The organism is Enterobacter asburiae (assembly GCA_011754535.1).
In the GTDB taxonomy this organism is placed as follows: Bacteria; Pseudomonadota; Gammaproteobacteria; order Enterobacterales; family Enterobacteriaceae; genus Enterobacter; species Enterobacter cloacae_N.
The window spans coordinates 1,313,399-1,328,325 of record JAAQVN010000001.1 but is presented as its reverse complement, the minus strand read 5'-3'; the positions used below and the strand labels follow the sequence as shown (position 1 = coordinate 1,328,325).

Genomic DNA, 14,927 nt, shown 5'->3' with positions numbered 1-14,927 from the left:
TCCGTTATTGAATAAGCGGCTGCCAGAGGGTCATCAGCCCCTGCGTCAGCCCACCGCGCCAGCAAAGCGCGTCGTGTCCGCCGTCAACCTGACGCCAGTAAACCTGCTGCGCGCGGAGTTCGGCGTAAATCGCCTGGTTCGCGCGGAAGATAAGCGGCTCGTTGCGCCCGGCCTCAAGGATGATGCGCAGCCCGCGTGCGTTTTTTTCACCCGCTTTAAGCTGTTCGATGAGCAGCCCGTCCTGCTGCCCGCCGCGGTGCGGCCACCAGTAGGATCCGGACTGGCTGAGGATGCAGCCAAAGCGCTGCGGCCAGTTAAGGCCAGCGTACAGCGAAGAGAGGCCGCCAAAGCTCTGGCCCGCGACCACGGTACGGTCGGCGCGGTCGCTGAAGGGCGCGAGCTGTTTTACATGAGGGAGAAGTTCTTCCTGCACCGCCAGCCAGAAATCGCGGTTACAGGGCAGTTCGCGGCTGCGATGTTCCATGTCGATCGCATCAATTAATACGTAGACCGCAGGCGGCAGTTTGCGCTCGGTGGTAAGCGACGCCAGCGCGGGCCAGACGGGCATGCTTTCGGCCCAGAACTGCCCGTCGAGCAGCACCGCCAGCGGACGTTCCGGGCCGTCATCCCCGGTGGTGAAAATCCAGACGCGACGGCGGTTTTTCAGGCGCGCGCTTTCCCATTCAATGCAGATCGGCGCCTTGAAGGGCGTTTTGGGCTGATTCCAGCCGGGCTGAACGGGCGCTTCCGGCATCTCCAGCGCCGAGACGGCATGACCGCGCCCGCCGCGCCAGCTCTGCGGATTCAGCGGGTCGGAAACCGCGTGCGGCAGCAGCCTGCGCCAGCCTTCGCGCAGCGCCATGCGGTCCGGCTGCTGGCCTTCAAACACGGTATCGGCAAAATCGTTTTCATTTACGGAGGGGATAAAACAGTAGCTGCCGCGCCATTCCGGGTTGAACTCGCCCTGCCACTGCCAGACGTCGGTATCCGGAATGCGTTCAAGAGATTGCGGGCGGGCATTCTGATGATGGTCGGTCACGCCGGTAACGTAGAGCCAAACGCGTTTGATTGCCGACGTTTTCTGCGTGCCTTTCGGGTCTCGCCACCAGAAGGTGACGCGATATTTCCCTTGTTCAGGCTTCCATTCCGGCCCGTTTTTGGACTGCCACCACGCTTCACTTCCGGTTGTTAACGCCGTCACCCTTATAACCCCATGTTTAACAGACTTTTTTGTTTCAGGACAAATTTTATTGATAATATTATTGATAACTATTTGCATTTGCAATAGCGTAATGCCCGCGCTGTGGGAAGCGCGTTCATTAAATAACCATAAAAGCGGGACGTACAATGAATAAGAAGATTCACTCTCTGGCCTTGCTGGTCAATTTAGGGATTTATGGTGTCGCGCTGCCCGCCATGGCAGACGACAACACCGCCTCCGCGCAGCACGAAGACACCATGGTGATCACCGCCGCCGAGCAGAACCTGCAGGCGCCCGGGGTTTCCACCATCACCGCCGACGAGATCCGCAAAAACCCGCCCGCGCGCGACGTGGCGGAAATCATCCGCACCATGCCGGGCGTTAACCTCACCGGAAACTCCACCAGCGGCCAGCGCGGGAACAACCGCCAGATTGACATTCGCGGCATGGGCCCGGAAAACACCCTTATCCTGATCGACGGCAAGCCGGTCACCAGCCGTAACTCCATCCGTCTGGGCTGGCGCGGCGAGCGCGATACGCGCGGCGATACCGGCTGGGTACCGCCGGAGATGATCGAGCGCATTGAGGTCATCCGAGGCCCGGCTGCCGCACGCTACGGTAACGGCGCGGCGGGCGGCGTGGTGAACATCATCACCAAAAAATTCGACGACCAGTGGCACGGCTCCTGGAACACCTACCTGAACGCGCCTGAACACAAGGACGAAGGTTCCACCAAACGCACCAACTTCAGCCTCAGCGGCCCGCTGGGCGGCGACTTCAGCTTCCGCATGTTCGGTAACCTGGATAAGACCCAGGCCGACGCGTGGGACATCAACCAGGGCCACCAGTCTGAGCGTACCGGCGCTTACGCCAACACCCTCCCTGCGGGCCGTGAAGGGGTGGAGAACAAAGACATCAACGGCGTGGTGCGCTGGGACTTCGCGCCGATGCAGTCTCTGGAGTTTGAGGCGGGCTACAGCCGCCAGAACAACCTCTACGCGGGCGATACGCAGAACACCAACAACGACAGCGCGCTGGTGAAGAAGAACTACGGCAAAGAGACTAACCGTATTTATCGCCAGAACTTCGCAGTGACCTGGAACGGCGGCTGGGACAACGGCATTACCACCAGCAACTGGGCGCAGTACGAACACACCCGTAACTCCCGCCTGGGCGAAGGGCTGGCGGGCGGTACGGAAGGCCTGTTCAACAGCGATAAATTCACCGACACCGACCTGGCCGACGTGATGCTGCACAGCGAAATCAACCTGCCGATCGATTTCCTCGTCAACCAGAACCTGACTCTGGGCACCGAGTGGAACCAGCAGCGCATGAAGGACTCCACCTCCTTCACGCAAACCCTGCAGGGCGGCACCATTCCGGGCATGAGCAACGACCGCAGCCCGTACACCTCGGCGGAGATTTTCTCCCTGTTCGCCGAAAACAACATGGAGCTGACCGACAGCACCATGCTGACCCCTGCCCTGCGCTTCGACCATCACACCATCGTCGGCAACAACTGGAGCCCGTCGCTTAACCTGTCGCAGGCTCTGGGGGATGACTTTACGCTGAAGATGGGGATCGCGCGCGCCTACAAAGCGCCGAGCCTGTACCAGACCAACCCGAACTACCTGCTCTACAGTAAAGGCCAGGGCTGCTACGCTAGCTCTGACGGCGTGGGTTGCTACATGATGGGCAACGACGACCTGAAAGCCGAAACCAGCATCAACAAAGAGATTGGCCTGGAGTGGAAACGCAACGGCTGGCTGGCGGGTGTGACCTGGTTCCGCAACGACTACCGCGACAAGATTGAAGCGGGCTACGCGCCAATCGGTCACACCTCGTCCGGTAAAGTGCAGACGGACATCTACCAGTGGGAAAACGTGCCGAAGGCGGTGGTGGAAGGTCTGGAAGGCTCCCTGAACGTGCCGGTCAGCGACACGATTAACTGGACCAACAACATCACCTGGATGCTGCAGAGCAAGAACAAGGAGACCGGCGACCGTCTGTCGATCATTCCGGAATACACCCTGAACTCAACCCTGAGCTGGCAGGTGCATCAGGACGTCTCGCTCCAGTCGACCTTTACCTGGTACGGCAAGCAGCAGCCGAAGAAGTACAACTACAAAGGCCAGCCGGTGACCGGGTCTGAGAAAGACGAAATCAGCCCGTACAGCATCGTTGGCCTGAGCGCGACCTGGGACATGACCAAAAACGTCAGCCTGACCGGCGGCGTGGACAACGTCTTCGACAAGCGTCAGTGGCGCGCGGGTAATGCCCAGACGACCGGAAATGCCACCACCGGTGCGTATATGTACGGTGCGGGTGCGTATACGTATAATGAACCGGGTCGCACCTGGTACATGAGCGTGAATACGCGATTCTAGGTAAAAGTAAAACGGCAACCCCGTTGCCGTTTTTAATGTTTGCTCCCTCTCCCCGTGGGAGAGGGCCGGGGTGAGGGCATCAGGCCGCACTACTTGCTGATAGAGGAAAACCATGCACACCACCCACAGCACATTTTCTCTCGCCGGCCACACCCTCCACCGCGTCACCTTCGATCCCGCCACCTTCACCGACGCCGATCTCCTCTGGCTCCCCCATCACGCACAGCTCGCTGACGCAGGACGCAAGCGCAAGGCCGACCACCTCGCCGGACGCATCGCTGCTGCGCACGCATTGAACGATCGCACCATTCCCGCCATCGGCCCCAGCGGGGAACCGCTCTGGCCGGAGGGCGTTTCCGGCAGTATCACCCACAGCGGCACGCAGGCCATGGCGGTGGTGGTTCGCGACAGACTCGCGCTTATCGGCATCGACTGCGAAACCATCCTGCCCGAAAATGAAGCCAGAGAAATTAAAGACGGCATCATTGATGCCTGGGAAGAGCGCGTGCTTTCCCACTCGGGATACCCGTTTGCCCTCGCCCTGACGCTGGCGTTCAGCGCCAAAGAGAGCCTGTTCAAGGCCCTCTTCCCGCGGGTTCAGGCCTGGATGGGTTTTGACAGCGCCCGCGTCACCATGCTCGACGATAAGACGCTTACGCTGACGTTGACCCGTCAACTGGCAGGCTTTAACGAAGGCGCCACCTTCACCCTGCACTGGCAGCAGCACGGCGAGCAGGCGATCACCCTGCTGTCACGCTCTCCTGCCGACGGGCCTTCACGCTGGTAACCCCAAACGTCACGATAAACACCGCCGCGAACAGCACCACAATGGTCGGTGCAGGCGCGCTGTCGAGATAAAACGAGGCATACACGCCGCTAACCGACACGATGGCTGAAACGGCGACCGCCACCAGCAGCGCCATGTGGAAGCGCCGGGTGATGAGCACCGCTACCGCGCCGGGCGCGATCAGCAGTGAAATCGACAGAATAATCCCCACCGCCTTTAGAGTGGCCACGATGGTCAGCGACACCATGCACAGTAAGCCATAGTGGAGCCAGCGGGTGCGCAGGCCGCTCGCCTGAGCCTGCTGATAGTCAAAGCAGAACAGCAGAAAGTCCCGCCACTTCAGGCCAATCACCAGCGCGATCAGCCCCGCCACGATCCCGCTTTGCAGAATGTCCATCCCGTTAATGCCCAGCATATCGCCGAACAAAATGTGGTCGAGATGCACCTCGGGCTTGACGGCGATATAGAGGATCAGGCCAGCGCCGAACATGCCGGAAAAGACGATCCCCATGACCGTATCCTGCTTGATGCGACTGTTGTCCTTCAGGTAACCGGTGGCAACCGCGCAGAACAGACCGGCCACGAACGCACCCAGCGCCAGCGGCAGGCCCATTATCCAGGCCAGCACGACGCCGGGAAACACCGCGTGGCTCATGGCGTCGCCCATCAGCGCCCAGCCTTTCAGCACCAGGAAAACGGACAGCAGCGCGCAGGGCACGGCCACCAGGAGTGAAATCAGCAGCGCGTTAGTCATAAACGCAAACTGGAAAGGTTCAAGGAGGATTGCCATCATGGGTGTGCCTCCCGCGCGCGACGGCGGCTGGCGAGCAGACCGTGCTTCGGCGCAAAGACGAACGCCAGCAGGAACAGCAGCGTCTGGGCGACGACAATAATGCCGCCGGTGGCGCCGTCCAGATAATAGCTGGCCCACGCGCCGAGGAAGCTGGTGATGCTGCCAATGGCGACGGCAATCATCAGCAGGCGCGGGAATCGGTCGGTAAGCAGCCACGCGGTCGCGCCGGGGGTGACCACCAGACAGATCACCAGAAACGCCCCAACGGTTTGCAGCGCCGCCACGGTGGAGACCGCCAGCAGGGTAAAGAAGAGGATCTTAAGACGTTCAGGACGCAGGCCGATGGCGCGGGCGTGGTTCTCATCAAAAAAGGTCACCATCAGATCTTTCCATTTGAACAGCAGGATAACCATCGATACCACGCCGATAATCGCCAGCTGGACGATATCTTCCGGGGCGATGGCGAGAATATTGCCGAGCACGATGGTCTGAATATTCACCGAGGTCGGGTTGAGTGAGACCATAAACAGCCCGAGCCCGAAAAAGGAGGAGAAGATCAGCCCGATGATGGCGTCCTCTTTCAGGCGGCTACGCTGGTTGAGAAACAGCATGCTCCCCGCCGCCAGCCCGCCCGACAGGAACGCCCCCAGCGAGAACGGCAGCCCGAGCATGTACGCTCCCGCCACGCCCGGCACGATGGAGTGCGAGAGCGCATCGCCGATCAGCGACCAGCCTTTGAGCATCAGATAGCAGGAGAGAAACGCGCACAGCCCGCCCACCATCGCCGAGACCCACATCGCGTTGAGCATGTACTCGTAGCCGAAGGGTTCGAGAAGCGCGTTCATTTGGCCTCCTGTCGGTGGGTCACAAACGGCCGTTCGTCGTCGGTAATAATGCGATCTTCCGAGCCGCTGAGCACCACGTGGCGCAGCACGCCGCTGAAGGCGCGCTCAAGGTTCTCGGCGGTGAAGGTGGTGTCCGTCGGGCCACTCGCCAGCACGGTGCCCTTGACCATCACCGTGTAATCGCAAAACTCTGTGACCGAACCTAAATTGTGGGTCGAGACAAGCATGGTTTTGCCCTCGTCGCGCAGCTCCCGCAGCAGGGTGATGATCCTGGCTTCGGTTTTGACGTCCACGCCGGTAAACGGCTCGTCGAGCAGGATCACCTCGCCCTGCTGGGCAATCGCCCGCGCCAGAAACACGCGCTTCTTCTGCCCGCCGGAGAGCTCGCCAATCTGCCGATGGCGCAGCTCGAGCATATCCACGCGCTTCAGGGCGTCGGTCACTATTTGCCTGTCGCGCGCTTTAGGTCGGCGCAGGAAACCCATATGGCCGTAGCGGCCCATCATCACCACGTCTTCAACCAGCACCGGAAACGACCAGTCAACCTCTTCCGACTGCGGCACGTAGGCGACCAGATTCTGACGCAGCGCCCGGTGAGGCGGCAGCCCCAGAATGGTGATAGTACCACTCGCCGCCCGCACAAAGCCCATCACCGCCTTAAACAGCGTGGACTTGCCTGAACCGTTCACCCCCACCAGCGCGGCAATCGATCCGCCCGGCACGCTGAACGACGCATCGCGCAGCGCCGTGTGGCCGTTGCGGTAGGTCACGGTCACGTCTGTGACAACAATCCCCTTGTGCATGGTTACTCCTTCATGCCGTCACGGATGCCCTGCACCAGCGTGCGGGTGGTGACGTTCAGCAGATCGATATAGGTCGGCACCGGGCCGTTTTTCGCGCTCAGGGAGTCAACGTACAGCACGCCGCCGTAATGGGCGCCGGTTTCACGCGCCACCTGACGGGCGGGCTTATCCGAGACCGTGCTTTCGCTGAACACCGCCGGGATATGATGTTTTTTCACCTGGTCGATCACCTTACGCACCTGCTGGGGCGTGCCCTGCTGATCGGCGTTGATCGGCCACAGGTAAAGCTCTTTCATCCCAAGATCCCGCGCCAGATAGGAGAAGGCACCTTCGCTGGTTACCATCCAGCGCTTGTCTTCCGGGATCGCCGCCACCTGCTTACGCAGCGGTTCGAGGGTGGCAGTGATCTTCTGCTTGTAGGCTTCAGCGTTGCGCTGATAGGTCTGGGCATTCGCCGGGTCGTACTTCACCAGCGCGTCGCGGATGTTGTCGATGTAGATCAGGGCGTTGTCTGGCGACATCCACGCGTGCGGGTTGGGCTTGCCGTTATACGGCCCTTCGCCAATCCCCATCGGGGTAATACCTTTGGTGACAATCACCTCCGGCACGCCGTTCAGGTGCTGATAAAAACGCTGGAACCACAGTTCCAGATTCATGCCGTTCGCCAGGATCAATTGCGCCTTCTGCGCGCGTTTGATATCGCCCGGGGTGGGCTGATACTCGTGGATTTCAGCGCCCGGCTTGGTAATGGAGGTCACGTCTGCGGCGTCACCCGCCACGTTTTTCGCCATATCGGCGATGACGGTAAAGGTGGTGATGACCTGAAACTTTTCAGCCGCCAGCGCGCCGGTAGTGGTCGCAGTCATGAGCAGCGCGCCGAGCAACAGACGCTTCAATCCTTGCAGTGGATGCATTGCAGAAGTCTCCAGAGGTGTTTAAATTCAAAGCAAAATTAGCCCGTGCTATAAGGTATAGCACAGGCTATATTTTAATGAAAATAGTTATCATTAAAGTTATGTCAATGAAGGGCGTGCCTGATGGCGCTTCGCTTATCAAGCCTACGGAAAACTGGTTTGGTAGGCCGGGTAAGGCATCGCCGCCACCCGGCTTGAGGGAGGCGGCGATGCCTTTATAGGTTATTCAGCTCAAACATCCGGGAACATCACGCTATTCCCCGGCGCTTCCCTGTGCAGATGGATAAAGTTCAGGTGCCGTTCATACTGGTCCAGAATATCCGTTATCACCTGCTCCTTGCTGTAATCCATCAAATCATTCCCCTGGCTCCCCTCCAGCAGGAAGGTCTCCAGCCGGTAGTAGGTCGATTTCCCGCTGCGCGCCCGGTAGGTAAAACCGGGGACCGAGTACTGCTGCGGCCAGATCTGATAGACAAAGTTCTGCTCGTCGCCCATGTGCACCAGCAGATCCAGGTGCCCCAGGGTCTCGCCCTCCTCCGGTGGCAGGTTTTTCAGCTCCACGTAAGCACCACGCAGCTTCAGTTCCTGTGCCACCTCTTCCATTGCGGGGAAGCAGACCGTCTCCATCATCTGTTTGGTGTAGCGCGTGCCAGGGTAGTTCATCAGGCGCGAGAGGCGTTTCTTCCAGCTCAGCCTGTCCTGCGCCCCCATCGGACGCGGCGCGGTGTCGCGGCTCGCGCTGACGCGGCGGTAGTCTTCCACCTTGAGCGATTTATACAGCCCGGCCATCACGAAGAAGATGACGAAGCTGAACGGCAGGCCCATGATCACCGTGGTGTTCTGCAGCGCCGAAATGCCGTTGGTCATCAGCATGCCGAGCGTCAGCAGGCCGATGGCGACGGACCAGAAGATGCGCAACCAGTTCGGCGCATCGCTGTTGATGTCCTTGAGCTTCGAGGTGAAGTTGCCCAGCACCAGCGCGCCGGAATCCGCCGAGGTGACGTAGAACAGCAAGCCGGTGATGGTCGCCACGGAGGCGCTAAAGGTAAACGCCGGGTACTGCGCCAGCAGGCTGTAGAAGCCGCGCTCCGGGTGCGCCATCGCTTCCTGTGCGAAGGTCGCATTGCCGTGGATAATCTCGTGCAGCGCGCTGTTGCCGAAAATCGACAGCCACAGCAGGGTGAAGGTGAACGGGATTATCAGCGTGCCCATCACAAACTGGCGGATGGTGCGGCCGCGTGAAATACGCGCCAGGAACAGGCCGACAAACGGCGACCACGCGACCCACCACGCCCAGAAGAACAGCGTCCAGTTGTTCATCCACTCCACCGGACGGTCAAAGGCGAAGCTGTTCAGCGTCATGCCCATAAAGCGGTTTACGTAGTCGCCCACGTTAAGCACTAAGGCATTGAGCAGGAACGAGGTGTCGCCCATAAACAGCACGAACAGGATCAGCCCCAGCGCCAGCGCCACGTTCAGCTCGGAGAGCACGCGAATGCCCTTATCAACGCCCGACGTCACCGAGATGGTGGCGATAATAACGGAGAGCGCAATCAGCGCCGCTTTGGCTGCCATCGAGTCCGGGATGTCAAACAGCACGCTCAGCCCGTAGTTGAGCTGCACCACGCCAATCCCGAGCGTGGTGGCGATACCAAAGATGGTGCCGATCACCGCCGCGATATCAACGCTGTGGCCAATCGGGCCGTTAATTTTTTTACCGAAAATCGGATACAGCGCGGAGCGAATGGTGAGGGGCAAATTATAACGATAGCTAAAGTATCCGAGCGCCATGCCCATCAGGGCATACATCGACCAGCCCGTCAGGCCGTAGTGGAACAGCGTCCAGACCATTGCCTGGCGCGCGGCCTCCATCGTCTGCCCTGCCCCTTCCGGCGGCTGCATATACTGCGTGACCGGTTCCGCCACGGAGAAGAACATCAGGTCGATGCCGATGCCTGCGGCAAACAGCATCGCGGCCCAGCTCAGCAGGCTGAACTCGGGCTTGGACTGCTCTGGCCCGAGCTTCACTGACCCAAAGCGCGAACAGGCAATACAAACCACGAAAACAATGTAAAGCGTCGCCGCCAGCAGGTAGTACCAGCCGAAGGTCTTCGACACCCAGTTCAGGGTGCGCCCAATCCACTCGGCAGAAAAATCGCGAAAGAAGATCGTCGTCAGGGAAAACAACAAAATCAGCCCGGCGGAAGTATAAAAAACGACCGGGTTGATTTTGTCTTTTTCTCTGTCCTGTGAAAGGTCTGTCATCCAGTATCCTCACTGTTTTTGTAACTATTAAAATCCAAATCCGCAACAATTAAGACACATTTTATATTGAACGTCCAATCAAAAACCGCTTTAATATATAACCAACGCTGATGAATGGAGTGGCAAAAATGCCCAAAGTGGGGATGCAGCCGATCCGGCGCAGGCAGCTTATCGACGCCACGCTGGAAGCAATTAATGAAGTGGGCATGCACGATGCGACCATCGCGCAAATCGCCCGTCGGGCGGGCGTGTCCACGGGGATCATCAGTCACTATTTCAAAGACAAAAACGGCCTGCTGGAAGCGACCATGCGCGACATTACCGGCCAGCTGCGCGACGCGGTATTGAGCCGTTTACACGCCCTGCCGGGCGGCAGCGCGGAGCAGCGCCTGCAGGCGATTGTCAGCGGCAACTTCGATGAAACCCAGGTCAGCGGCGCGGCAATGAAGGCCTGGCTGGCCTTCTGGGCAAGCAGCATGCACCAGCCGATGCTCTATCGCCTGCAGCAGGTCAGCAGCCGCCGCCTGCTCTCAAACCTGGTGTACGAGTTCCGCCGCGAGCTGCCGCGTGAACAGGCTGAAGAGGCGGGCTACGGGCTCGCGGCGCTGATCGACGGGCTGTGGCTGCGCGCCGCGCTGAGCGGCAAGCCGCTGGATAAAACCCTGGCGCAGTCGCTCACCAGCCACTTTATCAGCCAGCATTTACCGACCGAATAACCGAGGAGGATTTATGTCCCGAATGGCAGAACAGCAGCTTTACATCAATGGTGGTTATACATCCGCCACCAGCGGTCGCACCTTCGAGACCGTCAACCCGGCCAACGGTGAAGTTCTGGCGAGCGTACAGGCCGCCGGGCGAGAAGATGTCAACCGCGCCGTGGAAAGCGCAAAACGCGGGCAAAAAATCTGGGCGGCAATGACCGCCATGGAGCGCTCGCGCATTCTGCGACGCGCCGTCGACATCCTGCGCGAGCGCAACGACGATCTGGCGAAACTGGAAACCCTCGACACCGGTAAAGCGTATTCCGAAACCTCAACCGTCGATATCGTCACCGGCGCGGATGTGCTGGAGTACTACGCGGGGCTGATCCCGGCGCTGGAAGGCAGCCAGATCCCGCTGCGCGATACCTCGTTCGTCTACACCCGCCGCGAGCCGCTGGGCGTGGTGGCGGGCATCGGCGCGTGGAACTACCCGATCCAGATCGCCCTGTGGAAATCGGCCCCGGCGCTGGCGGCGGGCAACGCGATGATCTTCAAGCCAAGCGAAGTGACGCCGCTCACCGCCCTGAAGCTTGCGGAGATCTACACCGAAGCGGGCCTGCCGGACGGTGTGTTTAACGTCCTGCCGGGCGTGGGCGCGGAAACCGGCCAGTACCTGACCGAGCATCCGGGCATCGCGAAAGTCTCCTTCACCGGCGGCGTCGCCAGCGGCAAAAAGGTGATGGCCAACTCGGCGGCCTCGTCTCTGAAAGAGGTGACGATGGAGCTGGGCGGCAAATCCCCGCTGATTATTTTTGACGATGCGGATCTGGATCTCGCGGCAGACATCGCCATGATGGCGAACTTTTTCAGCTCCGGCCAGGTGTGCACCAACGGCACCCGCGTGTTCGTGCCCGCGAAGTTTAAAGCAACGTTTGAGCAGAAAATCGTTGAGCGCGTGGGCCGCATCCGCGCGGGCGATCTGTTCGATGAACGTACCAACTTCGGCCCGATGGTCAGCTTCCCGCACCGCGACAGCGTGATGCGCTACATCGCCAAAGGCAAAGAGGAAGGCGCCCACGTGCTGTGCGGCGGCGAGGTGCTGAAGGGCGACGGCTTTGACAACGGCGCGTGGGTCGCCCCGACCGTGTTCACCGACTGCACCGACGAGATGACCATCGTGCGCGAAGAGATCTTCGGCCCGGTGATGTCCATCCTCACCTATGAAACCGATGAAGAAGCCATTCGCCGCGCCAACGACACAGACTACGGGCTGGCGGCGGGCATCGTCACTGCCGACCTGAACCGCGCCCACGGCGCCATTCATCAGCTCGAAGCGGGCATCTGCTGGATCAACACCTGGGGTGAATCCGCCGCGGAGATGCCGGTCGGCGGCTACAAGCACTCCGGCATTGGCCGCGAGAACGGCGTGATGACGCTGCAGAGCTACACCCAGGTGAAGTCCATCCAGGTTGAGATGGGTAAATTCCAGTCCATATTTTAACCGGGAGGTTTATTTGCAATTTGACTACATCATTATCGGGGCCGGCTCTGCCGGCAACGTCCTGGCAACGCGACTGACTGAAGATCCGAACACCACCGTCCTGCTGCTTGAGGCGGGCGGGCCGGATTACCGCTTTGACTTCCGCACCCAGATGCCCGCCGCTCTGGCGTTCCCGCTGCAGGGCAAGCGCTACAACTGGGCGTACGAAACCGAGCCAGAGCCGTACATGAACAACCGCCGTATGGAGTGCGGACGCGGTAAAGGGCTGGGCGGCTCGTCGCTGATCAACGGCATGTGCTACATCCGCGGTAACGCGATGGATCTCGACCACTGGGCCAAAGAGCCGGGCCTGGAGCACTGGAGCTACCTCAACTGCCTGCCCTACTACCGCAAGGCAGAGACGCGCGACGTGGGCCCGAATGACTACCACGGCGGCGACGGTCCGGTGAGCGTTACCACCTCGAAGCCGGGCGTGAATCCGCTGTTTGAGGCGATGGTGGAGGCTGGCGTGCAGGCGGGCTATCCGCGCACCGAGGATCTCAACGGCTACCAGCAGGAAGGCTTCGGCCCGATGGACCGCACGGTCACGCCGCAGGGCCGACGCGCCAGCACCGCACGCGGCTATCTGGACCAGGCAAAACAGCGCCCGAACCTGACCATCCGCACCCACGCCACGACCGATCGCATTCTGTTCGACGGCAAGCGCGCCGTGGGCGTCGAGTGGCTGGAGGGTGAAAGCACTATTCCGTCCAACGCGACGGCGAACAAAGAGGTGCTGCTGTGCGCAGGGGCCATTGCTTCCCCGCAGATCCTCCAGCGCTCCGGCGTGGGCAGCGCGGACCTGCTGAAGCAGTTTGATATTCCGCTGGTGCACGACCTGCCCGGCGTGGGCGAAAACCTGCAGGATCACCTGGAGATGTACCTTCAGTACGAGTGCAAAGAGCCGGTCTCCCTCTACCCTGCCCTGCAGTGGTGGAACCAGCCGAAGATTGGCGCCGAATGGCTGTTTGGCGGCATCGGCGTAGGGGCGAGCAACCACTTCGAAGCGGGCGGGTTTATCCGCAGCCGCGAGGAGTTCGAATGGCCGAACATTCAGTACCACTTCCTGCCGGTAGCGATTAACTACAACGGCTCGAACGCGGTAAAAGAGCACGGCTTCCAGTGCCACGTCGGATCGATGCGCTCGCCGAGCCGCGGGCACGTGCGGATTAAATCCCGCGATCCGCACCAGCATCCTGCGATCCTGTTCAACTATATGTCCCACGAGCAGGACTGGCAGGAGTTCCGCGACGCGATCCGCATCACCCGCGAGATCATGCACCAGCCCGCGCTGGACAAGTACCGCGGCCGCGAAATCAGCCCGGGCGTCGAGTGCCAGACCGACGAGCAGCTGGACGAGTTCGTGCGTAACCACGCGGAAACCGCGTTCCACCCGTGCGGCACCTGCAAGATGGGCTACGACGAGATGGCGGTGGTCGACGGCGAAGGCCGCGTTCACGGGCTGGAAGGGCTACGCGTGGTGGATGCGTCGATTATGCCGCAGATTATTACCGGCAACCTGAACGCCACCACGATTATGATCGGCGAGAAAATTGCGGATGCCATTCGCGGGCGCGAGCCGCTGGCGAAGAGCACGGCGGCGTATTACGTGGCGAACGGCGCGCCGGTTCGTCAGGCATTACAGAACGTTTAATATTCTGCCCTCTCCGTAAAACGAGAGGGTTTTCAATACATCCCTTCATTACGATAATATTTTTCGATACCTATAAGAAATAAATATTACCCTGCAATTATTTTGTTCATTTAAAAGTCTGTTGACACTGCTCCCGCAATTCAACTAAGTTTAATCGAATGTCTTTCCATTCGAAATATACAATATATTTAAACCTGAAATTAAAGAAGGCGTCATTATTCTTTAATTCTCCCCTGCCTTTATTTTTGCATCACTCAACCGCGAGATAAGATCATGAATAATAGTGCAAACCAAGTTGTTGTTATCACCGGCGCCAGCAGCGGTATCGGTCAGGCTATTGCCCTGTATTTAGCGAATAAGCCCTTTTCGCTGGTACTGGTGGCGCGTCGCCTGGACAGAGTTAACGCCCTGGTGGATCGCATCATCCAGCAGGGCGGCCGGGCGATTGCCGTGAAGGCGGACGTGACCCGTCAGGAGGAGGTCCAGCACGCGATTGACGCTGCCGTTGCCGCATACCAACGCGTCGATGTGCTGATCAACAATGCGGGCTTTATGGCTATCGCCCCCATCAGCGAGCGCAAGACCGACGAGTGGGATCGGATGATCGATACCAATCTTAAAGGCGTTTTATACGGCATTGCGGCGGCGTTACCGGTGTTCCAGCGCCAGCGTGGCGGGCATTTTATTAACGTTGCGTCTGTGGCCGGTATTAAGGTGCTTGCGCCCGGCGGCGTGGTCTACAGCGCCACGAAATTCGCCGTCCGCGCGCTGAGCGAAGGCTTGCGTCAGGAGGTGGGTAAAACGGTCCGCACTACGCTTATTTCCCCCGGAGCGGTCGAGAGCGAACTGCAGTTCGGCAGTTCTGACGAAGAGAGTAAAAAATTCCTGCATGAATTTTATAAGCAGGCTATTCCGGCAGATGCCATTGCGCGGGCCGTATTATTTGCTATCGAGCAGCCTGATGATGTTGATGTAAATGAAATTGTCGTCCGGCCAACGCAGGAAGAATTTTAGCATGACTTAAATAACGCTGAATG

Annotated in this window: 12 protein-coding genes; 6 read left to right on the top strand and 6 right to left on the bottom strand. The window is 59.8% G+C overall.

The features are described 5' to 3' along the window. Positions 1-4: 4 nt before the first annotated feature. A complete protein-coding gene (fes, locus tag HBM95_06140; protein NIH42519.1) occupies positions 5-1,201 on the bottom strand; it encodes an enterochelin esterase in 1,197 nt (398 codons plus the stop codon). 146 nt (positions 1,202-1,347) lie between these two features. On the opposite strand from fes, the gene HBM95_06135 reads away from it, so the two are divergent. Both HBM95_06135 and entD read left to right on the top strand, forming a co-directional pair. Next, on the top strand, positions 1,348-3,588 hold the full coding sequence (locus tag HBM95_06135; GenBank protein ID NIH42518.1) for a TonB-dependent siderophore receptor: 2,241 nt from the start codon (positions 1,348-1,350) through the stop codon (positions 3,586-3,588). 112 nt (positions 3,589-3,700) lie between these two features. Then, entirely contained in the window at positions 3,701-4,375 is a 675-nt protein-coding gene (entD, locus tag HBM95_06130) for an enterobactin synthase subunit EntD (GenBank protein NIH42517.1), read from the top strand. On the opposite strand, the gene HBM95_06125 is transcribed toward entD, so the two are convergent. The 5 genes from HBM95_06125 to betT form a co-directional block, all read right to left on the bottom strand. Next, positions 4,329-5,168 carry a metal ABC transporter permease gene (locus tag HBM95_06125; protein NIH42516.1) on the bottom strand — a complete coding sequence of 280 codons (840 nt, stop codon included), beginning with the start codon at positions 5,166-5,168 and terminating at the stop codon, positions 4,329-4,331. The two genes, entD and HBM95_06125, sit on opposite strands and share 47 nt — an antisense overlap. Further along, a complete protein-coding gene (sitC, locus tag HBM95_06120; protein NIH42515.1) occupies positions 5,165-6,013 on the bottom strand; it encodes an iron/manganese ABC transporter permease subunit SitC in 849 nt (282 codons plus the stop codon). The genes HBM95_06125 and sitC overlap by 4 nt, the downstream gene beginning before the upstream one ends. Continuing rightward, on the bottom strand, positions 6,010-6,816 hold the full coding sequence (sitB, locus tag HBM95_06115) for an iron/manganese ABC transporter ATP-binding protein SitB (protein ID NIH42514.1): 807 nt from the start codon (positions 6,814-6,816) through the stop codon (positions 6,010-6,012). Before sitB ends, sitC begins: the two co-directional genes overlap by 4 nt. A gap of 2 nt (positions 6,817-6,818) precedes the next feature. Beyond that, entirely contained in the window at positions 6,819-7,730 is a 912-nt protein-coding gene (locus HBM95_06110) for a metal ABC transporter substrate-binding protein (protein ID NIH42513.1), read from the bottom strand. Positions 7,731-7,961: 231 nt separating this feature from the next. Then, positions 7,962-9,995: a choline BCCT transporter BetT gene (gene betT / locus HBM95_06105; GenBank protein NIH42512.1), complete on the bottom strand. Its 2,034-nt coding sequence runs from the start codon at positions 9,993-9,995 to the stop codon at positions 7,962-7,964. Positions 9,996-10,123: 128 nt separating this feature from the next. On the opposite strand from betT, the gene betI reads away from it, so the two are divergent. From betI to HBM95_06085, 4 genes are all read left to right on the top strand, one after another. Beyond that, positions 10,124-10,711, top strand: a complete 588-nt coding sequence (betI, locus tag HBM95_06100) for a transcriptional regulator BetI (protein ID NIH42511.1) — start codon at positions 10,124-10,126, stop codon at positions 10,709-10,711. A gap of 13 nt (positions 10,712-10,724) precedes the next feature. Then, entirely contained in the window at positions 10,725-12,197 is a 1,473-nt protein-coding gene (betB, locus tag HBM95_06095) for a betaine-aldehyde dehydrogenase (GenBank protein ID NIH42510.1), read from the top strand. A gap of 13 nt (positions 12,198-12,210) precedes the next feature. Continuing rightward, positions 12,211-13,890 (top strand): choline dehydrogenase, encoded by a 1,680-nt coding sequence (betA, locus tag HBM95_06090; protein ID NIH42509.1) that lies wholly within the window; start codon positions 12,211-12,213, stop codon positions 13,888-13,890. A 273-nt stretch (positions 13,891-14,163) separates the two neighbouring features. After that, a complete protein-coding gene (locus HBM95_06085; protein ID NIH42508.1) occupies positions 14,164-14,904 on the top strand; it encodes an SDR family oxidoreductase in 741 nt (246 codons plus the stop codon). Positions 14,905-14,927 lie beyond the last annotated feature (23 nt).